Source organism: Pseudomonas sp. BIGb0176, assembly GCF_024810175.1.
Lineage (GTDB): Bacteria > Pseudomonadota > Gammaproteobacteria > Pseudomonadales > Pseudomonadaceae > Aquipseudomonas > Aquipseudomonas protegens.
In genome coordinates this window covers 541,957-567,586 of record NZ_JANUEC010000003.1, presented here as the reverse complement: position 1 = coordinate 567,586, position 25,630 = coordinate 541,957, and the positions used below count along the sequence as shown (strand labels likewise).

24 protein-coding genes are annotated in these 25,630 nt (G+C 63.7%); 6 read left to right on the top strand and 18 right to left on the bottom strand.

The window, feature by feature from the left end; genetic code table 11:
- Positions 1-2 precede the first annotated feature (2 nt).
- Positions 3-947 (top strand): alpha/beta hydrolase, encoded by a 945-nt coding sequence (locus M2395_RS20700; protein WP_123431341.1) that lies wholly within the window; start codon positions 3-5, stop codon positions 945-947.
- Positions 948-996: 49 nt separating this feature from the next.
- A complete protein-coding gene (locus M2395_RS20695; RefSeq protein WP_015636732.1) occupies positions 997-1,467 on the top strand; it encodes a MaoC family dehydratase in 471 nt (156 codons plus the stop codon).
- A 40-nt stretch (positions 1,468-1,507) separates the two neighbouring features.
- On the opposite strand, the gene M2395_RS20690 is transcribed toward M2395_RS20695, so the two are convergent.
- From M2395_RS20690 to M2395_RS20675, 4 genes are all read right to left on the bottom strand, one after another.
- Entirely contained in the window at positions 1,508-2,374 is an 867-nt protein-coding gene (locus M2395_RS20690) for an HlyD family secretion protein (protein ID WP_011062856.1), read from the bottom strand.
- Between the two features lie 10 nt (positions 2,375-2,384).
- On the bottom strand, positions 2,385-2,591 hold the full coding sequence (locus M2395_RS20685; RefSeq protein WP_011062857.1) for a DUF1656 domain-containing protein: 207 nt from the start codon (positions 2,589-2,591) through the stop codon (positions 2,385-2,387).
- Positions 2,578-4,566, bottom strand: coding sequence for an FUSC family protein (locus M2395_RS20680; protein ID WP_093407513.1), 1,989 nt, complete (start codon positions 4,564-4,566; stop codon positions 2,578-2,580). Before M2395_RS20680 ends, M2395_RS20685 begins: the two co-directional genes overlap by 14 nt.
- Before the next feature lie 157 nt (positions 4,567-4,723).
- Complete coding sequence (locus M2395_RS20675; RefSeq protein WP_011062859.1) at positions 4,724-5,191, bottom strand: PA2169 family four-helix-bundle protein; 468 nt, start codon at positions 5,189-5,191, stop codon at positions 4,724-4,726.
- Between the two features lie 232 nt (positions 5,192-5,423).
- Between M2395_RS20675 and M2395_RS20670 the strand changes: the two genes are divergently transcribed.
- Positions 5,424-5,660 (top strand): DUF3820 family protein, encoded by a 237-nt coding sequence (locus tag M2395_RS20670; RefSeq protein WP_015636734.1) that lies wholly within the window; start codon positions 5,424-5,426, stop codon positions 5,658-5,660.
- A gap of 13 nt (positions 5,661-5,673) precedes the next feature.
- Positions 5,674-6,864: an aminotransferase class V-fold PLP-dependent enzyme gene (locus M2395_RS20665; protein ID WP_123431342.1), complete on the top strand. Its 1,191-nt coding sequence runs from the start codon at positions 5,674-5,676 to the stop codon at positions 6,862-6,864.
- A 114-nt stretch (positions 6,865-6,978) separates the two neighbouring features.
- On the opposite strand, the gene M2395_RS20660 is transcribed toward M2395_RS20665, so the two are convergent.
- The 3 genes from M2395_RS20660 to zwf are packed head-to-tail and all read right to left on the bottom strand — an operon-like array spanning position 6,979 to position 9,831.
- Positions 6,979-7,644, bottom strand: a complete 666-nt coding sequence (locus M2395_RS20660) for a bifunctional 4-hydroxy-2-oxoglutarate aldolase/2-dehydro-3-deoxy-phosphogluconate aldolase (RefSeq protein WP_015636736.1) — start codon at positions 7,642-7,644, stop codon at positions 6,979-6,981.
- A 17-nt stretch (positions 7,645-7,661) separates the two neighbouring features.
- Positions 7,662-8,375: a 6-phosphogluconolactonase gene (gene pgl / locus M2395_RS20655; RefSeq protein WP_019094569.1), complete on the bottom strand. Its 714-nt coding sequence runs from the start codon at positions 8,373-8,375 to the stop codon at positions 7,662-7,664.
- Entirely contained in the window at positions 8,362-9,831 is a 1,470-nt protein-coding gene (gene zwf / locus M2395_RS20650) for a glucose-6-phosphate dehydrogenase (RefSeq protein ID WP_015636738.1), read from the bottom strand. The genes pgl and zwf overlap by 14 nt, the downstream gene beginning before the upstream one ends.
- Before the next feature lie 312 nt (positions 9,832-10,143).
- Here zwf and M2395_RS20645 point away from each other — a divergent pair, with 312 nt between their 5' ends.
- Positions 10,144-11,004 (top strand): MurR/RpiR family transcriptional regulator, encoded by an 861-nt coding sequence (locus tag M2395_RS20645; RefSeq protein WP_169892262.1) that lies wholly within the window; start codon positions 10,144-10,146, stop codon positions 11,002-11,004.
- A gap of 15 nt (positions 11,005-11,019) precedes the next feature.
- On the opposite strand, the gene M2395_RS20640 is transcribed toward M2395_RS20645, so the two are convergent.
- The 11 genes from M2395_RS20640 to edd all read right to left on the bottom strand — a co-directional run bounded on the left by M2395_RS20640 (position 11,020) and on the right by edd (position 24,402).
- On the bottom strand, positions 11,020-11,874 hold the full coding sequence (locus M2395_RS20640; protein ID WP_077934661.1) for a D-hexose-6-phosphate mutarotase: 855 nt from the start codon (positions 11,872-11,874) through the stop codon (positions 11,020-11,022).
- Between the two features lie 128 nt (positions 11,875-12,002).
- Entirely contained in the window at positions 12,003-13,352 is a 1,350-nt protein-coding gene (locus M2395_RS20635; protein WP_011062867.1) for a carbohydrate porin, read from the bottom strand.
- A gap of 88 nt (positions 13,353-13,440) precedes the next feature.
- Entirely contained in the window at positions 13,441-14,601 is a 1,161-nt protein-coding gene (locus M2395_RS20630; RefSeq protein WP_015636741.1) for an ABC transporter ATP-binding protein, read from the bottom strand.
- A gap of 3 nt (positions 14,602-14,604) precedes the next feature.
- A complete protein-coding gene (locus M2395_RS20625) occupies positions 14,605-15,450 on the bottom strand; it encodes a carbohydrate ABC transporter permease (protein WP_011062869.1) in 846 nt (281 codons plus the stop codon).
- The gene (locus tag M2395_RS20620) at positions 15,443-16,351 is read right to left on the bottom strand and encodes a carbohydrate ABC transporter permease (protein WP_011062870.1); all 909 of its coding nucleotides are present in this window, start codon (positions 16,349-16,351) and stop codon (positions 15,443-15,445) included. The genes M2395_RS20625 and M2395_RS20620 overlap by 8 nt, the downstream gene beginning before the upstream one ends.
- 120 nt (positions 16,352-16,471) lie before the next feature.
- Entirely contained in the window at positions 16,472-17,764 is a 1,293-nt protein-coding gene (locus tag M2395_RS20615; RefSeq protein WP_053159862.1) for an ABC transporter substrate-binding protein, read from the bottom strand.
- 116 nt (positions 17,765-17,880) lie between these two features.
- Positions 17,881-19,140, bottom strand: coding sequence for an AGE family epimerase/isomerase (locus M2395_RS20610; RefSeq protein ID WP_123431343.1), 1,260 nt, complete (start codon positions 19,138-19,140; stop codon positions 17,881-17,883).
- A gap of 222 nt (positions 19,141-19,362) precedes the next feature.
- Positions 19,363-20,832, bottom strand: a complete 1,470-nt coding sequence (locus M2395_RS20605; protein ID WP_019094564.1) for an ATP-binding protein — start codon at positions 20,830-20,832, stop codon at positions 19,363-19,365.
- The gene (locus tag M2395_RS20600; protein WP_015636744.1) at positions 20,822-21,553 is read right to left on the bottom strand and encodes a response regulator; all 732 of its coding nucleotides are present in this window, start codon (positions 21,551-21,553) and stop codon (positions 20,822-20,824) included. Before M2395_RS20600 ends, M2395_RS20605 begins: the two co-directional genes overlap by 11 nt.
- A gap of 69 nt (positions 21,554-21,622) precedes the next feature.
- Positions 21,623-22,579 (bottom strand): glucokinase, encoded by a 957-nt coding sequence (locus tag M2395_RS20595; protein ID WP_041119593.1) that lies wholly within the window; start codon positions 22,577-22,579, stop codon positions 21,623-21,625.
- Positions 22,576-24,402: a phosphogluconate dehydratase gene (edd, locus tag M2395_RS20590; RefSeq protein ID WP_011062876.1), complete on the bottom strand. Its 1,827-nt coding sequence runs from the start codon at positions 24,400-24,402 to the stop codon at positions 22,576-22,578. Before edd ends, M2395_RS20595 begins: the two co-directional genes overlap by 4 nt.
- Before the next feature lie 223 nt (positions 24,403-24,625).
- Between edd and gap the strand changes: the two genes are divergently transcribed.
- Positions 24,626-25,630, top strand: a complete 1,005-nt coding sequence (gap, locus tag M2395_RS20585) for a type I glyceraldehyde-3-phosphate dehydrogenase (protein ID WP_011062877.1) — start codon at positions 24,626-24,628, stop codon at positions 25,628-25,630.

Here is a 25,630-nt window from a genome sequence, read left to right as displayed (position 1 = left end):
CCATGACCCATGACACGTTCTGGTTGACCACGAGCGACCACCACCGCCTCTTCGTCAACCAGTGGCTGCCCGAACCGCCACTCAAGGCGGTGGTCCTGCTGTCCCACGGCATGGCCGAGCACAGCGGGCGCTACGCGCGCCTGGCCCAGGTCTTGTGCGCCGAAGGCTATGCCGTCTACGCCCCCGACCAGCGAGGCCACGGCAAGACGGCGGAACAGGGGGTACTGGGCCACTACGCAGACCAGAACGGCTGGAGCAAGGTGGTCGGCGACCTGGCCAGCCTCAACCAGCACATCGGCCAGCAGCACCCCGGCACGCCCATCGTCCTGCTGGGCCACAGCATGGGCAGCTACATCGCCCAGGCCTATCTGCAACATCACAGCGCCAGCCTGCACGGGGCGATTCTCAGCGGCTCGAATTTCCAGCCGGTGGCGCTGTACCGCGCCGCCAGCCTGATCGCCCGCATCGAACGCTGGCGCCAGGGCGGCCAGGGGCGCAGCGCACTGATCGAATGGCTGTCCTTCGGTTCGTTCAACAAGGCGTTCAAACCCAATCGCACCGCCTTCGACTGGCTCAGCCGCGACCCGGCGGAAGTCGACAAGTACGTGGCCGATCCATTGTGCGGCTTTCGCTGCACCAACCAGTTGTGGATCGATCTGCTGGGTGGGCTGCAGCAAATCAGCAAGATTGCCAACCTCAAGCAGATCGATCCGGGCCTGCCGCTGCTGGTAATGGGTGGTGAATGTGATCCGGTGAGCGCTGGCAAGCGTCTCAAGGATCTGGCCAACGCGTTGCGCGAGGCCGGCAGCCAGTGCCTGCAACTCAATATCTACCCCCAGGCACGTCATGAGCTGTTCAACGAAAGCAACCGTGACCAAGTGACCCACGACGTGCTGGCCTGGCTCGACCAGGCCCTGCAGCACCGCCGGCCACCACGGTCGGAATAGCCGGTGCGCAGCCAGTGCGCTTATTTATCTGTCAGAGGATTTCAGCAACATGACCCAGGTAACCAACACGCCTTACGAAGCCCTGGAAGTCGGCCAGACCGCCCAGTACAGCAAGACCGTCGAGGAGCGTGACATCCAGCTGTTCGCCGCCATGTCCGGCGACCACAACCCGGTGCACCTGGACCCCGAGTTCGCCGCCGCCACCACGTTCAAGGAGCGCATCGCCCACGGCATGTTCAGCGGCGCGCTGATCAGTGCCGCCGTGGCCTGCGAGCTGCCTGGACCGGGCACCATCTACATCGGCCAGCAGATGACCTTCCAGAAGTCGGTGAAGATTGGCGACACCCTGACCGTGCGCCTGGAGATCCTCGAAAAACTGCCCAAGTTCCGCGTGCGCATCGCCACTCGCGTATTCAACCAGCACGATGAACTGGTTGTGGACGGCGAAGCCGAAATCGCCGCTCCGCGCAGAAAGCAGACCGTGACCCTGACCACCCTGCCAGCCATCACCATCGGCTGAGTCTCGCTCCCCAGGAGCCGGCTTGCCGGCAAGCCGGCTCCTACTGTTTGCCGCCCTCCTCCACCTGCACACTGGCTGTCATGCCGGCGCTCAGGTTGATGCCTTCGGGCACCTTGTCGAGCTTGATCCGCACCGGAATCCGTTGGGCCAGGCGTACCCAGTTGAAGGTCGGCTCCACTTCCGCCAGCAGTTGCCCGTCAGGCGTGGCATTACGGTCGGTGATCCCCCGGCTGATGCTTTCCACATGGCCTTGCAGGGCATCACCGGCGCTCATCAGCCAGACCTTCACCGGGTCGCCGACCTGGATCCGCGGCAGCTTGGTTTCCTCGAAATAGGCCTGGACATAGAAGGTCGAGTCATCGATCAGCGCCATCACCGGCTGCCCGGCATTGACGTAGTTGCCCTCGGCCAGGCGCAAGTTGGTGATATGCCCGTCACGGGGCGCATGCACCTGGCTACGAGCCAGGTTCAATTCGGCGACCTTGGCCTCGGCCTGGGCCTGGCGCAGCTCGCCACGGGCGATGCCGGCGTTGATCTGGGCGTTCTCGCGCAGCTCGGCGCTGATGGCCTGGGGGCCAAGAGCAGCGCGGCGGCTGGCTTCATGTTCGCGCAGGCTCAACTGCTGCTGGCGGGTCTGCACCACCGCCTGGGCTTTTTCCAGGGCGGCCTCGAAACGGTCGCGGTCGATACTCAGCAACAGCTCGCCGGCCTTGACTGGCTGGTTGTCCGCCACCTTGAGCTCGCGCACCCAGCCGGACACATCCGGGGCGACTATCACCACGTCGGCGCGGATCCGCGCATCGCGGGTCCAGGGCGTAAGCATGTAGTACTGCCACAGGTGATAACCGGCAAAGATCGCCACCGCCACCAGGCAGAGGGTAAACACAACACGTACGGGTGTACGCATGATCAACTCCTTATAAGGGCCCCAGGACCAGCGTAATGACCGTCAAGACACAGACGTACAGGGCACAATCGAACAGTGCTTCGTGCCAGATCCAGCGGCCCAGCCCGGTTACCCGCACCAGCATCCGCAGGGCACCGGTCAGCACCAGCGCCAGCACCACATAAATCAGGAACGGGCTGAGCAGCACCCCGCCCAGCGACCACTCACGCAGCCCCATGACTTTCCTCCTGCTGCCGGCACCAACTGCGCCAGCTGCTTTGCAATTGCACGACGGCGCCCTGCGCCAGTTTCAACGCATCACTGGGCGGCTGCTGCCCCAGCGCCTCCAGCAGGGCCACGCTGGGCTGCTCCAGGGCATCCTGACGACTGCCCGCCGGGCCTTGTTCCAGAGTGCGCTGCAGGTGCTCGAAATAAGCTCGCTGCGCGGCGCCGACCGGTACCTGGGCCACCGCCAGGCTCAGGCGCAGGTGCATCAGTTCGTCGCCGATATCCAGGCCCAGCAGGCCATCGTCCCAGCGGCTGCGGGCCGGCTCCGGCAGTTCCGGATAATGCCGCGCCAGTTGCAACAGGCGGTCGGCCATGCGCCCGCCAAACCAGCTTTCCGCACCCCGCAGGTTGCGCCGGGTCAGGCGCACCAGGTCGTGCAGGGTCGCAGCCAGCAGGCGCCGGCCGTGCCACGCCGGGTTGCGCAGGATCAGCAGATGGAAGGCCAGCACCGCAGCGCCCACCCCCAGCACCATGGCCTGGGCGTTATTGAAGAAACTGGCAACATCGAAACTCATGCGGTTCATCGGCGAGATCAGCACGATGAAGTGCAGGCAGAACGAAGTGGCCGTGGCGCCGATCTGCGGCTTGGCCATGCCCAGGGCGCCGAAGAACAGCGGCACGCCCATGGCCATCGCCAGCATCGGGAAACCGCTCCACTGGGGCAGCAGGATCTGCCCCACCACGAAGGCTGCCGGAACCGCCAGAAAGATCCCGCGCATGAAGCTCATGCCGATCTGCGCCCCGTTCTCGCGGCTGGCGAACAGGCTGCAGACCACACAAGTCAGGAGCATCGCCCCGGAGGCCGCGGGCCAGGCGGTGGCCAGCCAGAAGCTGGCCACCGTCAGAAAAGCCAGGGCGCTGCGGGCGCCGAATACCAGGGCCAGCGACAAGTCGCGGTGAGGTGTCAGCGTCGCCGGCTGCACCATTGCCCCGCGCCCCTCCTGCACCGCTGAAAGGGCCTGGGTGGCAGCCAGGGCGGTGTCCAGCAACAAGCTGAAACGCGCCAGGCAGTAACTCTGCGCCGGGCTGATCGCCCCATCGCGGGAGGCCTCCAGCACCCGTGGCGACAAGGCTTGCAGGCTGGCACCCTCAGCGCTGTCCAGGGCCGCCAGGACCTGATCCATCCACGGCTGCAACCGCGCGGCTTCGACGCTATCCAACTGCTTCCACTGGCGCCGCACCGAACGGGAGATGCGCAGCAGCATCAACAGTTTCTGGCTCAGGCCACCGATCGCCCGGGCCCGCTGGCGGCCCAGCGGGCCTTCGAACCAGGCATGTTCGCGCTGGGCATCGACGGCGACGATGCGCCCGAGGATCTCCAGCAGGCCCTTGCGGGCCTGGGCATCCCCGGCCAGGGTGGCACGGGCCGCCTGCATCCCGCTGTGCCAGGCGCTGCGGGCCTGATCGGCCAACTGTCGCTCGACGCGCAGCGGCCAGAGCAGCGCGCTGCTGGCGGTGGCGCAGATGATACCCAGGGAAATCTCCGTACAGCGGGCCACCGCCTGGTCGAAGATCCCCAGGGGATGGCTGATGGCCGGCAAGGCAATGATGGCCACGGTGTAGCCGGCCAGCACGAAGGAGTAGGACCAGGCACTGCGCAACAGGGTCGAACTGGCCGTGCACAACCCCAGCCACAGCGCCAGGGCGAGGAGGAACAGCCAGGGGGTCTGGGCGAACAGCCCCATGAACAGCACCGACATAAGGGTGCCCACCAGGGTCCCCAACAGCCGCGCCAGACCTTTTTGCAGGACCATGCCGGACAGCGGCTGAGCCACGATGAATGCGGTCATCAGGGCCCAGGCCGGTTGCTCCAGCCCCCAGCGCAATGCCAGCCACAGCGCTACCCCACCACCGAGCAGGGTCTTGATCGCGAACTGCAATGCAGGAAGGTTGGGAGCAAGCAGGGCTTGCAGGGTAATGGGCACGGCTGGCAACTCTTGGCAGGACAAACACAACGATAGTCGCGATAGGCATCAGCGAAGCTGGGCTAATTATTAGCTAGCTAACTAAATACCGTCCAGCATTAAATTACCGGCATAAAAAAACGCCAGACTGGCTGGCGTTTTTGACAGGTTTTGACCCTTACGAACGGGCGCGTGCCTGATTGCGCAGGGCTTTGACCTGGTCGTGATTGCGTTGCACGCCGTGGTACTGGCGCTCTACCACATCACGAATGCCCACCAGGTTGTGCTTGTTGATCTTCTCCAGAGCCTCCTTGTAAGCCTTCAGTGCATGGTCTTCACCACGCTCGGCCTCGTTGAGCACCGCCTCCTCGTCCTTGCCGGTCACCAGGGACTTGAGGTCGACCCAGCGACGGTGCAGGTCGCCGCTGACACTGGTGGAGGTTTCCGGATCCCCGCCCATGGAACGCACTACCGACTGCAGTTCTGCCGCGGCCGTGGCGCAATCGGTGGAGCGCTTGATGAACAGCGCCTTGAGCTCGGGGTGCTTGATGTCTTCGGCACAGGTCTTGAACCCTTCCTGACCGTCCTTGCTGGTCTCGATCAGGCTGTTGAGTACCGAAATAGCTTCTTTGTTCAAGTCAGTCATTTTCTGGTTCCTTGTGGGTTGCGAGAATTGGGTTAACTCGAGAGTTGAGTTAGTTGAGTTAACTGTTGCACCCGCCATGCCAGACTTGGATTATATTTTTATTCCTTGTTATTCAATGACTTAGAAAATATACAAAAATCTGTATCCGAGTTATTTGCATGATCTGTCATTTGGCCTCCATGCAGAATGCCTGTATTTTCCAAGGCTCTTGAATGACACGACAGCCCCCGCCATGACCCCTGAAACTCTTGAACTGCTGGTCACCCGGGAAATGCCCTTCGGCAAATACAAGGGCCGAATCCTGGCCGACCTGCCCGGCCCCTACCTGAACTGGTTCGCCCGGGAAGGTTTTCCCAAGGGCGAACTCGGCGGCCTGCTGGCCCTGATGCAGGAAATCGACCACAACGGCCTTAGCGACCTGCTCGATCCCCTGCGGGCCAAACACGGCAAACCCAAACCCCGTCACTGAAAAAGAGCCCTCCATGCCAAGGACTGCAGCCACACTTGCCCACGACGAAGATCATTGGCAGGGCATCGCTCGCCAGTTCGACATCGAGCCGGGGCCGATCAACCTGGAAAACGGCTACTTCGGGCGCATGACCCGCAGCGTGGCCCAGGAGTACCAGCACAACATCCAGTGGGTGAACCGCAGCAACTCGCTGCTGGTGCGCCAGCGCTTCGAGCAGATCGACGCGCTGGACATCCGCCGCCAACTGGCGGCGCTGCTGCAGGCGCCGGAAAACGCCGTGGCCCTGACCCGCTGTGCCTCCGACGCCCTGCAATCGCTGATCCGCAACTACAACCGCCTGCAACCGGGCGACCAGGTGCTGCTCAGCGACCTGGAGTACGACACGGTCAAGAGCGCCATGCGCTGGCTGGCCCGCCAGCGCGGCGTCGAAGTGATAGAGATCGTCCACCGGCATCCTGCCAGTTTTGACAGCCTTGTAAGCACCTACAAAGACGCTTTCGAGCGCTACCCACGGCTCAAGCTGATGCCCCTGACCTATGTCACCCATCGCAGCGGGCTGGTGATGCCGGTCCGGGTGATTGCCGCCGCCGCTCGGGAACACGGGGTCGACATCATCCTCGACGGCGCCCACGCCCTGGGCCAGATCGACTTCGACCTTCGCGACCTGGGCATCGCCTTCGCCGGTTTCAACCTGCACAAGTGGATCGGCGCACCGCTGAGCCTGGGCTTTGTGTATATCCACCCCGAACGCCTGGAAGACATCGACCCGGACATGGACGAGTTCCATTTTCCCCGTGACGACGTGCGCGCCCGTACGCCCTACAGCACGCCAAACATTCCGGCGCTTATGACCCTGCCCCGGGTGTTCGAGGAACACCGGGCGATGGGTGGTGCGGCGGCCAAGGGCGCGCGCCTGAACTACCTGCGCCATAGCTGGAGCGAAGCGGTGCGCGAAATGGACGGGCTGGAAGTCATGACCCCGCAGGACCCGCGCCTGTGCTGCGCCATCAGCGCTGTGCGCTTCACCCGCCACCAGGACCAGCAAGCCCTGGCGGATCGCCTGCTACGGGACTACAACCTGTTTACCGTGGCCCGCAATGGCGCAGGGTTCGGCACCTGCATCCGCATCACTCCGGGGCTGACCACTCCCCTTGCGCATATGCAGCAGTTGATCGAAGCCCTCACCGACCTGGCCGGCCGGTAAGCCCTGCCCGCCTGTCGCGCGCCGGGCAGCGCTATTCTCCAGGCAAAAAAAAACGGTGCGCCGACCAAGCGCACCGTAAAGCCGTAGAACACACCAACGAATCGGGTAGAACCTTCAGTCCAGCAGGGCCAGGGCCTCGGCCGTGCACTCCTGGATCCGTGCCCAGTCGCCGTTCTTGATCCACTCGGGATCGAGCATCCAGCTACCGCCGACACACATCACATTCTTGAGCGCCATGTAGCTCTTGATATTGGCCGGGCCGACGCCGCCGGTAGGGCAGAACTTGACCTCGCCGAACGGCCCGCCCAGGGCCTTGATCGCCGCCACACCACCACTGACTTCCGCCGGGAACAGCTTGAAGCGGCGGTAGCCCAGGGCATAGCCCTCCATGATCCCGGAGGCATTGCTGATCCCCGGCAGCAGGGGAATCGGGCTGGCCACGCTGGCTTGCAGCAGGTCGCGGGTGATGCCCGGGGTGACGATGAACTGCGAACCTGCCGCCTCCGCCGCCACCAGCATCTGCGGGTCGAGCACAGTGCCGGCGCCGGTCACCAGCTCCGGGCGCTGTTCGCGCAGGATCTGGATCGCCTTGAGGCCGAACTGCGAACGCAGGGTCACTTCCAGGGCGGTCAGGCCGCCGGCCGCCAGGGCATCGGCCAGCGGCAGGACATCCTGCTCGCGGGCAATGGTGATCACCGGCAGGATCCGCGCCTTGGCGCAGAGGCTGTCGATCAGGGCAACTTTGTCCGCCATGGAAACGGTCGGGGCGAGGTTTGTCATAGCGGCTGATCCTTGGCTCATGGGCACCAGTAAATCTCTAACGGGGTTTGCAGGAAGGCGCGAATCGGCATTTCGGCGACAGCGTCACCAGCCAGTGCGGCGCTCAGGGTGGTCAGCTTGGACTGACCGGAAATCGACAACAGGCTGTTGCGGGCCGAAGCCAGCAATGCCCGGCTCATGCTCAGGCGCTGATGGGGCACGCTGGGCGCCAGCATCGGCCAGCAGCGACGAGTGCCATCGGCCTTGAGCGCTTCAGCCAGGTTCGGGCTGTTGGGGAACAGCGACGCGGTGTGGCCGTCATCCCCCATGCCCAGCACCAGCACATCGATGCCTGGCAGTTCGGCCAGCAGACTGTCCGCTTGCAGGGCAGCCTCTTCAAGATTGGCCGCCGCACTGTAGAGGCCGAGGAAGCGAGCCTTGGCCACCGGCCCCTGGAGCAGGTAGCGCTTGAGCAGGCCCGCATTGCTGTCGGCATGCTCCACAGGCACCCAGCGCTCGTCCGCCAGGGTGATCAGCACCTTGGACCAATCCAGCTCCTGCTTCACCAGAGCCTGGAAAAACGCCACCGGGCTACGGCCACCGGACACCACCAGGGTGGCGTTGCCGCGCGCGGCAATGGCCTCGCGCAGCAGCTCGGCGACCTTCAGCGCCTGGCCTTCAGCCAGCAGCGTGGGGCTGCGGAATTCGTGGGCGCGCACGCCCGCCGGCAGTTGCAAATCAGATATCGCCATACCAAGACCTCCCATCCCGCGTGATCAGTGCAATGGAGCTCATCGGCCCCCAGGACCCGGCCGCGTACGGCTTGGGCGCATCGCCGGATTTCTTCCACCCGGCAATCAACTGGTCACACCACTTCCACGCGGCTTCGATTTCATCTTTGCGCACAAACAGGTTCTGATTGCCGCGCATCACTTCCAGCAACAACCGCTCGTAGGCATCGGGGATCCGTGCACTGCGATAGGTATCGGAAAAATTCAGCTGCAACGGACCGCTGCGCAGTTGCATGCCCTTGTCCAGGCCCTGCTCCTTGGTCATCACCCGCAACGAGATACCTTCGTCCGGCTGCAGGCGGATGATGAGTTTGTTGCTGATCTGCAGGCGCTGCTCGGGGGCGAAGATGTAGTGCGAGGGTTCCTTGAAGTGGATGACGATCTGCGACAGCTTCTGTGGCATGCGCTTGCCGGTGCGCAGGTAGAACGGCACACCGGCCCAGCGCCAGTTGCGGATATCGGCGCGCAGGGCGACGAAGGTCTCGGTGTCGCTCTGGGTGTTGGAGTTTTCTTCCTCCAGGTAGCCCGGCACCGACTGGCCTTCGCTGTGGCCGGCGATGTACTGGCCGCGCACCACCTGGGTGGTCAGGCCTTCCGGGCTGATGGGCGCCAGGGCCTTGAGCACCTTGACCTTCTCGTCGCGGATGCTGTCGGCCGAAAGGTCGGCCGGCGGGTCCATCGCGATCAGGCAGAGCAGTTGCAGCAAGTGGTTCTGGATCATGTCCCGCAGTTGGCCGGCCTTGTCGAAATAGCCCCAGCGACCTTCGATGCCGACCTTCTCGGCCACGGTGATTTCCACGTGGGAGATGTAGTTCTGGTTCCACTGGGTTTCGAACAGGCTGTTGGCGAAACGCAGGGCAATCAGGTTCTGCACCGTTTCCTTGCCCAGGTAGTGGTCGATCCGGTAGATGCGGGTTTCCGGGAAGAACTGCGCCACCGCGTCGTTGACCTTGCGTGATGAATCCAGGTCCGAGCCGATGGGTTTTTCCAGGACCACACGGGTGTGCTGGTTGAGCCCGACCCGGGAGAGGTTTTCGCAGATCGCGCCATACACCGCCGCCGGCGTGGCGAAGTAGGCAATCAGGCGCTGCTCGCTGCCGACACGTTCGGCCAGGGCGACGTAGTCCTCGGCCTTGAGGAAGTCCACATGCAGGTAGCTCAGGCGGGCGAGAAAACGCTGCAGGACCTGGCTATCGATATCCTTGTCGCCGACATACTTGTGCAGCTCGGTTTCGATATTCGCCAGGTGTTCCTGCTCGCTGCCAGGCTCGCGGGCCAGGGCCAGGATGCGCGTGTCGTCATGCAGCAAACCGGCGGCATCGAGTTGGTACAGGGCAGGAAACAGCTTACGCAGCGCCAGATCGCCCAGCGCGCCAAACAAGGCAAAGGTGCAGGGTTCAACCGTTATCGAAGGCATGATGTTTGTTCTTTTATCAAGTTAAGCTACAAATACCTTTTTTCAAGGCATCACTCAAGGAAAAATGTAGTAATAAACACAACATTTTTACAAAATACAGATTCCAGGTGGTGGTCGATCCGGGCCATCAGTAGGATAGGCCACCTCTCAACTTCGCATTGCAGGCGCGCCAGCGACCCGCTGCGCAGCGCAATCGCAGCAAGCTCAAAAGGCCTGCACCGACAATCCGTCGGCGCGCCTTGCTCGATTGACCGCTTCCCGGCCCTGCCCGCAGCGCCTGTCTAGCCGATCTAGGAAACCTTAATGGACCGAGTGCGAAACCTTCTGGAGCAGATCCAGAACCGTCTTGAAGAACTGAACAAGGCGGAACGTAAAGTCGCGGAAGTCATCCTGCTCAACCCGCAGCAGGCGACTCGCTTCAGCATCGCCGCCCTGGCCCAGGCTGCCTCGGTCAGCGAACCGACGGTCAATCGCTTCTGCCGCTCCTTTGGCGTCAGCGGCTACCCGGAACTCAAGCTGCAACTGGCCCAGAGCCTGGCCAGCGGTGCGGCCTATGTCAGCCGTGCCGTGGAGGCCGACGACAACCCAGAAGCCTACACGCAAAAGATTTTCGGCAGCGCCATCGCCTCCCTGGACAGCGCCTGCCAGGCCCTGGACCCGAACCTGATCAGCAAGGCCGTGGACTTGTTGATCCAGGCCCGGCAGATCCACTTCTTCGGTCTCGGCGCCTCGGCCCCGGTGGCCCTGGACGCCCAGCACAAGTTCTTCCGCTTCAACCTCGCCGTCACCGCCCACGCCGATGTGCTGATGCAACGGATGATCGCGTCGGTGGCTCATACCGGCGAATTGTTCGTGATCATTTCCTACACCGGCCGCACCCGCGAACTGGTGGAAGTGGCGCGTATCGCACGGGAAAACGGCGCCTCGGTGCTGGGGCTGACCGCAGAAAACTCGCCACTGGCCAAGGCCAGTACCTTGAGCCTGAACATCCCGCTACCGGAAGACACCGACATCTACATGCCGATGACCTCGCGGATCATCCAGCTCACCGTACTCGACGTGCTGGCCACAGGCATGACCCTGCGCCGCGGCGTGGATTTCCAGCCACACCTGCGCAAGATCAAGGAAAGCCTCAACGCCAGCCGCTACCCGGTGGGCGACGAGTTCAACTGAAGCCGGGCCGGCTCCCTACCCCGCAGCGCGCGCCTGCAAGCTCAGGTGCGCTTGCTCCCCGGGCGCCAGGCGCAGGCTGTAGGTGCCGCCCACAGCTGCTTCGACACAGACGAACCGCGACACCTCGTTCCAGCTCACCCCCAGCAGCGGCCGGGTGCCGGGGTGCCAGACCACGGTGTCGGCATGGTCACCGGTATCGATGCACAACTCACGCTGCCAGGCGTGATCCTTGAGCTGCAACTCACCCTCGTGCTGGAACACCCGCTGGCAACCGCCCTCGACCCGCAACTCGCCCTGCTGCTGGCAGACCTGACGGCTCAACTGGTCATAACCCTGGGCGCCATCGAGCCCAGACAGCGCTATCTCGCCGACATCACCAATACGCCAGTAGGCGTGCAGAGCCTGGCTCAACTGGCAGGGTTCGGTGTCCTGGTGCTCGGTGCTCAGGCGCAGGTCCATGCTCTGGCCCAGGTGCGCATGCAGGTCGACCTTCCAGTCGCACAACTGCAATTGCCAGTGCAGGCGCACGCCCTCTTCATCACTGCTGCTGTCCAGCAGCTTCCAGTCCAGCAGCCGCGCCCAGCCATGGGAAGGCCAGGCATTTTCGCTGGGATGGCGCCCATACCAGGGCCAGCACACCGGCACTCCGCCACGGATCGCCCCCACCTGCGGCCACTTCGCCGCACACCACAGCCAGGGCTTTTGTCCGGCCGGCTGGAAGTGCAGCAACTGGGCACCCTGACGACTGAACACGGCCTGGCACAGCGGGTGATCGATCACCAGCACGTCACGCAATTGATAACGCTCCCAGGCAAACACCGGGCGCTCGCGCAAGGATCTGAAAAAGCGTTGTAGCGGATGCTCATGCATGGGCCGCAGTCCTGAAAATCAATGCTGTCTCGCTACTCATGAGGGGGGCGCCGGCCCGACAAAAAAAAGCGGACGGCCCAGGCCATCCGCAAAATGCGCACAGAGAGAAGGAGCTTATCGCAACGGCCTTAGAACACCGACTGAATTTTCAGGCCGGCCACCAGCGCGTTGTCGACTTCATCCACACCACCCGGGTGGGTGATGTATTGCAGGTTGGGGCGCACGGTCAGCCAGTTGGTGACGTGGAAGCCATAGTTGATCTCGTAGTTGTATTCGGTGTCGCGCAGCGGCATATACAGCGGGTTGTCGTAGTTGCTGATGCCGTTGTCCTCGTTGATCAGCTGGGCGTTCTTGCGCACATCGTCGTTGACGTGGATCCGAGCAAAACCGATGCCGACGTCATCTTTGGGACGCGCATCGAACGGCCCCTTGTACACGAACATCAGCGACTGGTAGTTGTCGACGACGTTGGTGTCCTTGTCGTGGAAGGTGGCGTTGGCAGCGATGTTCAGGCCCCGGGAAGCATCACCGTTGTGGGTGGTGAGTTGCTGCTGCCCGACGAACCAGTAGCCGTGCTTGCTGTTGTGCACGCGATAGGCATCACCCGTGTTCGCGGCATCCTGACCATTGACGTCCTTGCGCACATCATTGGCATCGGCCGTGCTCTTGTAGTAACCGACGCGGTACTCGCCCGGCAGGCTGTTGAGCTTGGGCGACCAGACCAGTTCCACCGGCAACACGGTGCCCTTGGTGCCGCTGCCGCTGAGCTTGAAGCCGTTGCCGTGCTCCAGTTGCGACGGGTTCTGGTTGTAGGCGCCGATTTGCGCATACAGCTCGGGGGTGATGTTGTACTTGATGCGCAGCGCCGCCTGGCTGACCGGCCAGTTGTACCAGATGCCGGTGGCCCAGTTGCCCACCTGGGAGCCGCAGAACGCCAGGTTCTGGAAGTCGCAGGGGAAGGTGTTGAAGTCTTCGCCTTCGCCGAAGTAGCCGGCCTTGACGTCCAGCTTGCCGTCGAGGAACTGGTGCTGAACCCACAACTGGGTCAAGCGGACCATGTGCCCCCGGCCATAGACCTCCTGGGAGGAGCTCAAGGTGCCGGCACGCGGGTCGCCGATGCGGTCGTTGGAGATGTTCTGGCCGTTACGGTTGGTCAGCTGGATCTTGGCCTGGGTGTTGTCCCAGCCCAAAAGCTTCTGCAGGTCGAACGCCACGCCCAGGCCGAACTGGTCGCTGTAGCGCCCGGTCTTGTCGTCGTTGTAACCACCATGCAGGTTGGCGCCCATTTCACCGACGTAGTCGGCCTTGATGTCGATCCCCTGCTCGATCAGCTTGGTGCGCTCGCCGCCCCAGTCGCCGGTCATCCATTTCGAATCGGCGCTGAACGCCTCATCGGCCATGGCATTGCCGGACAGGACCAGGGCCGCCACCGCCGACAACTGGCAGAGCAATCGGGTGTTGCTGTGTTGCTTTTTCATCCCTACATCCTCGTCTTTATTGTTATTAACGATTTATCCAACGCGGTTTACAGCAGTGGCGACGGATGACAGGCCATCCGTCACGGATTCAGCGGCCCTTGAACTGCGCCACATTGCCGCCCCGGGCCTCTGTCACCGGTGCCCCGGCGGCGCCCAGGCGTTCACCGCTCTGGGCGTCGAACAACAGCACCCGGGCCGGATCGAACTGCAGTGTCAGGGTTTCCCCGGCCTCGGGGGCCTGGTCCGGTGCCAGGCGGCAGCAGACCTTGGTGCCATTGAGCGTGACGAATACCAGGGTGTCGGGGCCGGTGGGCTCGATCACCTGGACCTCGGCACGAATGGTCGGCAGGCCGTTGGCCTCGCCCGCGGCCAGGGCGATCTGTTCCGGGCGAATGCCGAGGATCACCTCACGGTCTTCCAGCCCGGCATCCTGGGGCCCCAGGGGCAGCTCGCAACGAGCCTGGCCACTATCCAGCAGGGCCAGCAGGCGGCCGTCCTTGCGTTGCAGGCGCAGGGGGATGAAGTTCATCGGCGGCGAACCGATAAAGCTGGCCACGAACAGGTTGGCCGGGTCGTTGTAGATCTGCTTCGGGGTGCCGAACTGTTGGATGATCCCGTCCTTCATCACCGCCACCTTGTCGCCCAGGGTCATGGCTTCGATCTGATCGTGGGTGACGTAGACCGTGGTGGTCTTCAGGCGCTGGTGCATCAGTTTCATTTCGGTGCGCATCTCGACCCGCAGCTTGGCGTCGAGGTTGGACAGCGGCTCGTCGAACAGGTAGATCTTCGGCCGTCGCGCCAGCGCCCGGCCCATGGCCACCCGTTGCTGCTGGCCACCGGAGAGCTGGCCCGGCTTGCGGGTCAGCAGGTGCTCGATCTGCAGCAGCTTGGCCACCCGTGCCACTTCCGCGTCGATCTCGGCGGCGGGCATCTTGCGGATCTTCAGGCCGAAGGCGATGTTGTCGCGCACGCTCATGGTCGGGTACAGCGCGTAGGACTGGAACACCATGGCGATGTCACGATCCTTGGGGCTCATGCCGCTGATATCGGCATCGTCCACCAGGATCGCCCCGCCGCTGATGTTCTCAAGGCCCGCGATGCAGTTCATCAGGGTGGATTTTCCGCAGCCGGACGGGCCGACGAGGATCAGGAACTCACCGTCGTCGATCTTCAGTTCGATGTTCTTCAGGGTGTCCGGCAGGCCGGCACCGTAGGTCTTGTTGACGTTGCGCAATTCGAGAGTTGCCATGCTTTACCCCTTGACCGCGCCGGACGTCAGCCCGCGCAGGAAATACTTGCCGGCGAAGATGTAGACCAGCAGTGTCGGCAGCCCGGCGATCATCGCCGCCGCCATATCAACGTTGTATTCCTTGGCCCCGGTGCTGGTGTTGACCAGGTTGTTCAGGGCCACGGTGATCGGTTGCGCATCGCCGCTGGCGAACACCACGCCGAACAGGAAATCGTTCCAGATCTGGGTGAATTGCCAGATCAGGCAGACCATGATGATCGGCACCGACATCGGCAAAAGGATCTTGCCGAAGATGGTGAAGAACCCGGCACCGTCCAGGCGCGCAGCCTTGACCAGCGCATCCGGCACGCTCACGTAGTAGTTGCGAAAGAACAAAGTGGTGAAGGCCAGCCCGTAGACCACGTGCACCAGCACCAGGCCGGTGGTGGTGTTGGCCAGGCCGAACTTGCCCAGGGTGAACGAAGCCGGCAGCAGCACCGTCTGGAACGGCAGGAAGCAGCCGAACAGCAGCAGGCCGAAGAACAGCTGGGAGCCGCGAAAACGCCACATCGACAGCACGTAGCCGTTCATTGCACCGATGAAGGTGGAGATCAGCACCGCCGGCACGGTGATCTTCACCGAGTTCCAGAAGTAGCCACCGACAGTGTCCCAGGCCTTGATCCAGCCGATGCCGTCCACCACCTGTGGCCAGCTCAAAAGGTTGCCGGTGCGGATATCCTCCGGGGTCTTGAAGCTGGTGAGCAGCATCACCACCAGCGGTATCAGGTACACCGCCGCCGCCAGCAGCAGGGTGGCGTAGATGGCGATCCGGCTGAAGTTCAGGGTCGGTTTGCCAAGGGAGTCAGTCATGGCGCTTGCCCCGCAGTTCGGAATACAGGTACGGCACAAGGATGGTCAGCACGGCGCCCAGCATCAGCATGGCGCTGGCCGAACCTATGCCCATCTGGCCGCGGCTGAAGGTGAAGGAATACATGAACATCGCCGGCAGGTCGGAGGAATAGCCCGGGCCGCCCGCGGTCATCGCCGCCACCAGGTCGAAGCTCTTGATGGCGATGTGGGCGAGGATCATGAAGGCACTGAAGAACACCGGCCGCAGGCTCGGCAGGACAATCTTCAGGTAGATGGTCGGCAGGCTCGCACCGTCCACCTGGGCGGCGCGGATGATCGACTGGTCGACACCCCGCAGGCCGGCGAGGAACATTGCCATGACAAAGCCCGAGGCCTGCCACACCGCGGCGATCACCAGGCAGTACACCACCCGGTCCTGATCCACCAGCCAGTCCAGGCGAAAGCCTTCCCAGCCCCAGTCGCGAAGCATCTTGTCCAGGCCCAGGCCGGGGTTGAGCAACCACTTCCAGGCGGTACCGGTGACGATCATCGACAGCGCCATGGGGTACAGGTACACGGTGCGGATAAAGCCTTCCTTGCGGATGCGCTGGTCCAGCAGCACCGCGAGGAACACTCCCAGCACCAGGCTGATGGCGATGAACATGCCGCCGAAGACCGCGAGGTTCTTGCTCGCCACCCACCAGCGGTCGTTGTCCATCAAGCGCAGGTATTGCTGCAGGCCGACCCACTTGTAGCTCGGCATGAAGCTGGAATTGGTAAAGGACAGAATGAACGTCCAGATGATGTAGCCGTAGAAACCCACCAGCACGATCACCATGCTCGGTGCCAGCACCAGCTTGGGTAGCCAGCGCTGCAATGCATCTAACGGTGAGGCTTTGCTGAAAACCGCCACAGAGCTCATCGGAATAACCCAGTCAGGAGTGAATCCGGGCTGCACACCGTCGCTGCATGGGCCGGGGCACAGGCAGGGCGGCGACAGTCACGGGTGAGCCGCCGGCGTACCGGCGGCGGGGTTCAAGGATTACTGCGCGGCCTTGACCGCCGAAGCCAGCTGCGCACTGGCCTTGGCCGGGTCCGCATCCTTGTCGTTCATGAAGTTGGTCACCACGTCGAAGATCGCGCCCTGCACCGCCAGGGAAGTGGCCATGTTGTGCGCCATGCTCGGCTGCAGGCCGCCGGTCTTCTCGTCTGCCAGGAAGTCCTTGGCCGACGCCTGGGCGCAGGAGTCGAAGCCCTCGGCGCTCATGTCGTTGAGCATGTCGGTACGCACCGGGATCGAACCCTTGTTGATGCTGAAGACTTTCTGGAAGTCCTTGCCCAGGGCGACCTTGGCCAGGTCCTGCTGGGCAGCGATATCGCCCTTGCGGTCGGCCTTGAGCTTGAACACCGCCAGGGAGTCGATGTTGTAGGTGAAGGCCTTGTCGGTACCCGGGAACGGTACGCACTGGTAGTCCTTGCCGGCGACCTTCTTGGCCGCGGTCCACTCGCTCTTGGCCCAGTCGCCCATCATCTGCATGCCGGCCTTGCCGCCGATCACGTCGGCTGCGGCAATGTTCCAGTCACGCCCGGCACGGTTGGGGTCCATGTAGCCGGTGATTTTCTTCAGCTCGGTGAAGGCCTTGGCCATTTCCGGGCCGGAGAGGGTTTTCTGGTCCAGGTCCACCAGGGCTTTCTTGTAGCCCTCCGGGCCCATGACCGAGAGCACCACGTCTTCGAACACGGTGCTGTCCTGCCACGGCTGGCCGCCGTGGGCCAGGGCGATGAAGCCGGCGGCCTTGAGCTTGTCGCCGGCGGCATAGAATTCTTCGAGGGTGGTCGGGGCCTTGTCGATCCCGGCTTTCTTGAACACGGCAGGGTTGATCCACAGCCAGTTGACCCGGTGGATGTTCACCGGCACCGCCACGTAGTCACCTTCGTATTTGACGGTATTGGCCACCTTGGGCGACAGCAGGCCGTCCCAGTTCTCGGCCTTGGCCACGTCCTTGAGGGTTTCGGTACTGAGCAGGCCGGTGCTGCCCCATTCCTGGATGTCCGGGCCCTTGATCTGCGCCACACCCGGCGGGTTGCCGGCCACGGCGCGGCTTTTGAGCACGGTCATGGCAGTGGAACCGCCACCGCCGGCCACGGCGCCGTCCTTCCAGGTGAAACCGTCTTTTTCCACTTGGGCCTTGAGCACATCGACGGCGGCTTTTTCACCACCCGAAGTCCACCAGTGGACGACTTCCACGGAACCTTTGGAATCGGCGGCGAGGGCACTCAGGGGAAACAGAGAGGCAAGGGAAATGACAGTGGCGAGGCGAGAAATCGCATTCATTTGAAGTACCTTTCTTGTTGTTATGCATGCAAGTCTGGTGCTTGCGCTGCAAACGAGTCTAAACAGACTAGTCGATCATTCGAGTAACGAAGCGATGGGTAAATGTCACCACATGGTTACACAAGGCCCGGAACAGACACCTGGGCCAATGCCGAAGCCATGCTCGGGGCCAACGGCAGGCGCGGGATCAGCACCGCCTGCCAGGCGTGATAGAGGTCCGGCTTGCCGCCCCAGATCCGGGCTGACGGCTGGTTGTCCGGGCCCAGTTCGTGGTGCCAGCTACCGTGCCTGCGGTCGATGAAATGGGCCTCGCAGAATTCCCAGAAACAGCGGTACCAGGCCTCGTACTGGGCCTGGCCGGTGCGTTTGAGCAAGGCGCTGGCGGCGGCGCTGGCCTCGGCGTGGGTCCAGTGCAGGCGCTCGCGCACCACTGGCTGGTGGTCCCAGTCCAGGGTGTAGACCATGCCCGGGGCGCCATCGACGCTCCAGCCATGGCGGCAGTTGCTTTCGAACAGCTTCTGCGCGTCCTGCACCAGCCAGCCGGGGGTCAGCATGCCGGCCTTCACCCGCGAAGCCTCCAGGTGCAGCAACAGCCGCGCCCATTCGAAGCCGTGTCCCGGGGTGGTGCCAAAGGGCCGGAAACCGTCGGCGGGAAAGGCCTGGTTGTAGTCACGAAGTGGTTGCCAGGCGAGGTCGAAATGCTCGATCACCATGAAGTCGTTGGCCGCCGCCTGAGTGTGGATCACCCGCTCGACGATCCGCAGGGCGCGGGTCAGCCAGCGTGAGTCCTGGGTGACATCGGCCAGGGCCAGGAACGCCTCGGTGGCGTGCATGTTGCTGTTGGCACCGCGATAGGCTTCCGGCTGACTCCAGTCGCAGTTGAAAGACTCGCGCAGCGCGCCCTCCTCCTCGCTCCAGAAATGCCGGTCGATGATGGCGATGGCCTCCTCCAGCAAACGCTCGGCGCCGGGACGTTGGGCCACCACCGCGGAGCTGGCCGCCAGAGCGACAAAGGCATGCAGGTAGGCGGCCTTGGTGCTGTTGCCGTCGGCCTGCCCGGCCACGGCGAACCAGCCGCCGTGCTCGGCATCACGCAAGGGCCCGCCGAGGGCGGCGATGCCGTGGTCCACCAGAGCGGCATAACCCGGCAGGCCCTGGATATGGGCCATGGCGAAGCTGTGGGTCATGCGCGCGGTGTTCATGGTTTCGGCCTGGGCGCCGCTGGGCAGGCGGCCCTGTTCATCGAGGTTGCCAAAGCCCGAAGGAAGCCGTGAGGCCTTGGCAAAATCCAGCAGGCGCAGGCCTTCGGCGGCGAGCCAGGCCTGATGTGCAGGGGCATTCAGCCAACTGCTGAATGGCAGGGAGAGAGCGTCCATGGGTGACCTGTTGTTGTTTTTATCGAAGGCTTGAGTCTAATCAAGCCGCCTGCGACCGCAGGTAACAAAGGACCAGCGCAATGTCACCAAACCGTGACATTGCACTCCCCCATAGGAGCCGGCTTGCCGGCGAAGAGGCCCTTGAGCCCTGTGGTGCCCTTGAGGACGCCTTCGCTGGCAAGCCAGCTCCGACACAAGCCAGCGCTTACAACGGCAGGCAGGTCAGTCGAAGGTCCGGGGCAGGTAAAGGGTTACGCGCAGGCCGCCTTCGCGCAGGTTCTGCAGGCTGACTTCGCCGCCATGGCTGTGGGCGATGTTGCGGGCAATCCCCAGGCCCAGGCCGTAGCCCTGCTGCTGGCCAGCAAGACGGAAGTGCGGCTCGAAGACTTGCTCCAGGCGCTGCTCCGGTACGCCGGGGCCTTCGTCGTCGACATGCAGGACAAAGCCGCTGTCGTCGTCTTCGATGTGCAGGTGAGCGTTCTGTCCGTACTTCAGGGCATTGTCGATCAGGTTGCCCATGCAGCGCTTGAGCGCCAGGGGCTTGCCCGGGTAGCTGGCCAGGGCCCGGCCCTGTTGGGTCACGCGGCCATTGCCGTTGGGTGCCAGATAAGGCTCTACCAGGCAGTCGAGTACCTGATTGAGGTCCACCGGCTCGATGTTCTCGTGGATGTCGGTGTCCTTGACGCACTGCAGCGCGCCCTTGACCAGCAACTCCAGTTCATCCAGGTCGCGCCCGAACTTGGCCTGCAGTTGCTCGTCCTCCAGCAATTCCACCCGCAGGCGCAAGCGGGTGATGGGGGTGCGCAGGTCATGGGAGATGGCGCTGAACAGCTGGCTGCGCTCGGTCAGGTAGCGGCTGATGCGCTCGCGCATGCTGTTGAAGGCCCGGCCCACCTCCACCACTTCACTGCCGCCGCCCTCCGCTACCGGCTCGACGTCGGCCCCCAGGGACATGTCCCGCGCCGCCCGGGCCAGGCGCTTGAGGGGCCGGCTCTGCCAATGCACCAACAGGCCGATGAACAACAGCAGAAAACCGCTGGTGAGCAGGATGAACCACACCTGCTGTGCCGGCAGGCCCTGTTCTTCCAGGCTGGTATAGGGCTCGGGCAACAGCGAGGCGATGTACAGCCACTCTCCCGGCGCCATCTGGATCTGGGTCACCAGCACCGGCGGGTTTACCGGTTCCAGGGTCAGGGCGTAATGGGCCCAGGAGCGCGGCAATTCGTCGAGCTTGAGGCCGCCATTGAAGATCCGCAGGTCATCGGGGCTGACGAAGGTCACGGAGATATCCGCGTCATTGCCCAGGGACTGGCGCAACACCTGCTCCACGGCTTGCAACACCGCTTCTTTGCGCGGGGTGGCGGGCAGCACCTGCATGCCCAGGGGCTTGTCGTTCAGGGTCACGACAAACCGCGTACCGCCCATGCTGCGCAACTGGTCCAGCACCAGGGGCCGGTACGCCACCGGCAACGAACGCAGGTAACTGACGCTGGCGGTCATCGAGTGGGCCAGGCTGCGGGCGCTGGTCACCAGCCCTTCGAGCTGGGTGGCGCGCAGCTGGGAAACCCAGATCACGCTGGACAGCGCCTGGGCGAACAGCACCGCCAGCAGGGTCAAAAGCAGCATCCGCCCCAGCAGGGAACGGGGCACCGGCAGGCGCCGCAGCACTTTGCGCAATGCCTCAGTGGCCATTGCCGGCAACCACATTGGCTGCCAATTGATAGCCACTGCCGCGCACGGTGCGAATCAGCCGCGGCGGCTTTTCGGTGTCACGCAGACGCTGGCGCAGGCGGCTCACCGCCATGTCGACGATGCGATCCAGGGGCATCAGGTCACGCCCGCGGGTGGCATTGCCGATGGTGTCGCGATCGAGGATTTCCTGGGGATGGTCGAGAAACAGCTTGAGCAGAGCGAAGTCGGCGCCGGAGAGAATCACCTCCTCGCCATCGTTGTGGAACAGCCGGTGGCTGATCACATCCAGGCGCCATTCGTCGAAGCACAGCACCTCGCCGACAACCCGCTCCTGGGTGAACTGCACGCGCCGCAGCAGGGCCTTGATCCGCGCCTGCAGCTCCCGGGGGCTGAAAGGCTTGCCCAGGTAGTCGTCGGCGCCCAGCTCCAGGCCGATGACCCGGTCGGCCTCGTCGGAGCTGGCGGTCAGCATGATGATCGGCACCTGGCTGCGCTTGGGATGCTGGCGGATCCAGCGGCACAGGCTGAAGCCGTCTTCGTCCGGCAGCATCACATCGAGGATCACCAGGTCGCTGGGCGCCTCGTTGAGGGCCAGGCGAAAGCCGGCCCCGTCGGCGGTGCTGCGCACCTGGAAGCCGCAGCGGCTGAGATAGGTTTCCAGCAGCTCGCGAATTTCCTGATCGTCGTCAACCAACAAAATCGACTTACTGACTGAACTCACCGGGGCCGTCCTTATTGTTAGGCAGGGTGCGCGATTATGCCTGATGCCGGGTCGCCTGCCAGGGCGGCGTCAGCCCTGGGCCTGCTCCAGGGCCACGCCGGCACCGGTGAGCCCGGAATAGGGCGCGGTCACCAGCCACACCGGGATGCCCTTGAAGTAATCGCTCATACAACCCTTGTCGGCAAAGCTCTTGGCAAAGCCGCTGTGGATGAAGAAATCGGCAAAGCGCGGAATCACCCCACCGACGATGTACACCCCGCCACGCCCCCCGGTGGTCAGCACGTTGTTGCCCGCCACCCGGCCCAGCCAGCAGCTGAACTGCTCCAGCACTTCCCGGGCGACCGGGTCGCCAGCCAGGCCGGCCGCGGTGATGGCCTCCGGAGTCTCGAGCCGCGGCTCATGGCCGTCCACCGCACAGATCGCCCGATACACCCGGGGCAGGCCGCCACCGCTGAGGGCGGTCTCGGCGCTGACATGGCCGATCTCGTCGTGAATGTGCTGCCAGAGCTGGGTTTCCCGCGCACTGCTCAAGGGCAGGTCGACATGCCCACCCTCCCCCGGCAAGGCCATGTAACGACCGTCGCCGAAGTTCAGCAGGGTGCCCACCCCGAGGCCCGTGCCCGGGCCGATCACCACGGCCGGGCGCAAGGGCTCGGCAACGCCTTCGCAGACCACGCGAAATTCATCCGGCTGCAGGCGGGTCATGCCCAGGGCCATGGCCGAGAAGTCGTTGACCAACAGCAGTTGGTCCACCTGCAACGCCTGGCAGAAAGCCTGGCGGCTCAGGCGCCAGTGGTTGTTGGTGAAGCGAAACTCATCGCCGCTGACCGGGCCGGCCACCGACAGGCACACCGAACCTATGGCACCCAGGGCCAGCCCCTGGTCTCGCAGGTAGGCCTTGATGGCGTCTTCCGGGCAGCTGTAGTCCGCAGTGGCGTGGACTTCGATCGCCTCCAGTTGTTGGTCTTTCCACAACGCGAAGCGCGCGTTGGTGCCACCGATATCACCGACCAGGGCCAGTTTCACTTGAGCGTCTCCAGGGCAGAGGTAAAGGCGCTGGCGCCCTGCTCTGCCGAGCTGAAGGCCATGCGCATGAAGGCGAAGAGTTCGCGGCCGGTGCCAACGTTGTTGCCCAGCAGGCCCTTGGCCGGCTCCCGGGCGGCGAATTCTGCGGCGTCTACCTTAAGCTCCAGGGTGCCCTTGACGCCATCCACGCGGATGATATCGCCGTCCAGCACCCGGGCCAGCGCGCCACCCACCTGGGCTTCGGGGCTGACATGGATCGCTGCCGGAATCTTGCCCGAAGCGCCGGACATGCGCCCGTCGGTGACCAGCGCCACCTTGAAGCCGCGGTCCTGCAGCACCCCGAGGAAGGGGGTCATCTTGTGCAGCTCGGGCATGCCGTTCGAGCGCGGGCCCTGGAAGCGCATCACCGCGACGAAGTCCTTCTCCAGCAGGCCGGCCTTGAAGGCATCGGCCAGGTCCTGCTGGTCCTGGAACACCACGGCCGGGGCCTCGACGATCTGGTGCTCCGGGGCCACCGCGGAAACCTTCATCACGCCGCGACCGAGGTTGCCTTCCATGACCCGCAAGCCGCCCTCCGCAGAGAACGCCCGGGCCACCGGGCGCAGGATGTTTTCGTCCAGGCTTTCGATCGGGCCGTCGCGCCACACCAGCTTGCCGTTGTCCAGGAAGGGTTCCTGGGTATAGCGGCTCAGGCCGCGGCCGGCCACGGTATTGACGTCTTCGTGGAGCAGGCCGGCTTCCAGCAGCTCGCGGATCAGGAAAGACATGCCGCCCGCCGCCTGGAAGTGGTTGATATCGGCCTTGCCGTTTGGATAGACGTGGGACAGGGTCGGCACCACCTCGGAGAGGTCGGCCATGTCCTGCCAGGTCAGCTGGATGCCCGCCGCCTGGGCGATGGCCGGCATGTGCAGGGTGTGGTTGGTGGAGCCGCCCGTGGCGTGCAGGGCAACGATGGAGTTGACCAGCACGCGCTCGTCGACGATCTCGCCAATCGGCATGAAGGCCCCGCTCTGCTTGGTCAGGCGCGTGACCTGCTGCGCCGCCTCATGGGTCAGGGCATCGCGCAGCGGCGTATTGGGGTTGACGAAAGAGGCGCCCGGCAGGTGCAGGCCCATCACTTCCATCAGCAACTGGTTGGTGTTGGCGGTGCCGTAGAAGGTGCAGGTGCCGGGGCTGTGGTAGGACTTCATTTCCGACTCCAGCAGTTCCTCGCGGCTGGCCTTGCCTTCGGCGTAACGCTGGCGCACGTCGGCTTTCTGCTTGTTGGAAATGCCCGAGACCATGGGCCCGCCCGGAACGAAGATGGTCGGCAGGTGACCGAAGCGCAGGGCGCCCATCATCAACCCCGGGACAATCTTGTCGCAGATCCCCAGCATCAGCGCGGCATCGAACATGTTGTGAGAGAGGGCCACCGCCGTAGACAGGGCGATCACTTCACGGCTCGGCAGGCTCAGTTCCATGCCGGCCTCGCCCTGGGTCACGCCATCGCACATGGCCGGGGTGCCGCCGGCGAACTGGCCCACCGAGCCGATCTCGCGCAGGGCGCGCTTGATCTGCTCGGGGAACACCTCGTAAGGCTGGTGCGCCGACAACATGTCGTTATATGACGAAACAATTGCCACGTTGGCCGCATTCATCATTCGCAGGTTGTGCTTGTCGTCGGTGCCACAACCGGCCACGCCGTGGGCGAAGTTCGCACATTGCAGCTTGCCCCGCTGCGGGCCATCGCTGGCGGCATCGCGGATCAGCGCGAGATAGGCCTGGCGAGTGGCGCGACTACGGGCGATAAGCCGTTCGGTGACCTCAAGAACGCGGGGATGCATGTGTAGAACTCCAGGCTAACGGATGTGGCGACCTGTTTGTCTATGCTGATCAGACGCGCCACCGCGCAGGGACAGCGGAGGATGTTTCTGACCATTTGGACCAGTTGATTCAGGTCACTCGTTGTAGATAAGACAAAATATTGCCACTAAAAAGGCTTGTTTTCTATTTCTATGCGAATAATCTTGTAATTCCAACAACAAATTCAACGACAGGCGTTTGCACATGACTCTTCGAATCGCAATCAATGGTTTTGGCCGTATCGGCCGTAACGTCCTGCGCGCACTTTATACCCAAGGCTATCGCCAGGATCTGCAGATCGTCGCTATCAACGATCTCGGAGACAGCGCTATCAATGCCCACCTGCTGAAATACGACACCGTGCACGGCACTTTCGACGCCCAAGTCGAACACGATCAGGAAAGCCTCACCGTGAATGGCGACCGGATTGCCGTCAGCGCCATCCGCAACCCGGCCGAACTGCCCTGGGCCGCGGAGAAGATCGACGTGGTGTTCGAATGCACCGGCCTGTTCACCGACCGCGCCAAGGCTGCCGCCCATCTGACCGCCGGTGCCCGCAAGGTCATCATCTCGGCCCCGGCCAAGGGCGCCGACGCCACCGTGGTCTACGGGGTCAACCACGATATCCTGCGCCAGTCGCACCAGATCATCTCCAACGCCTCGTGCACCACCAACTGCCTGGCGCCAGTGGCCCAGGTACTGCACCGCGAGCTGGGCATCGACAACGGCCTGATGACCACCATCCACGCCTACACCAACGACCAGAACCTCACCGACGTCTACCACAGCGACCCCTATCGCGCCCGTTCGGCCACCCAGAACATGATCCCGAGCAAGACCGGCGCTGCCGAAGCGGTGGGCCTGGTGCTGCCGGAGCTGGCTGGCAAGCTGACCGGCATGGCCGTGCGAGTACCGGTGATCAACGTGTCCCTGGTGGACCTGACGGTGACCCTCAAGCGCGACACCACCGCCGAAGAAGTCAATGCCTTGCTCAAGAGCGCCAGCCAGCACTCGACGATCCTCGGCTACAACACCCTGCCGCTGGTCTCCAGCGACTTCAACCACAATCCGCTGTCGTCGATCTTCGACGCCAACCACACCAAGGTCAGCGGTGGCCGGTTGCTCAAGGTGCTGGCCTGGTACGACAACGAGTGGGGTTTCTCCAACCGCATGCTGGATAACTGCCTGGCCCTGTGCAACGCGGAATAA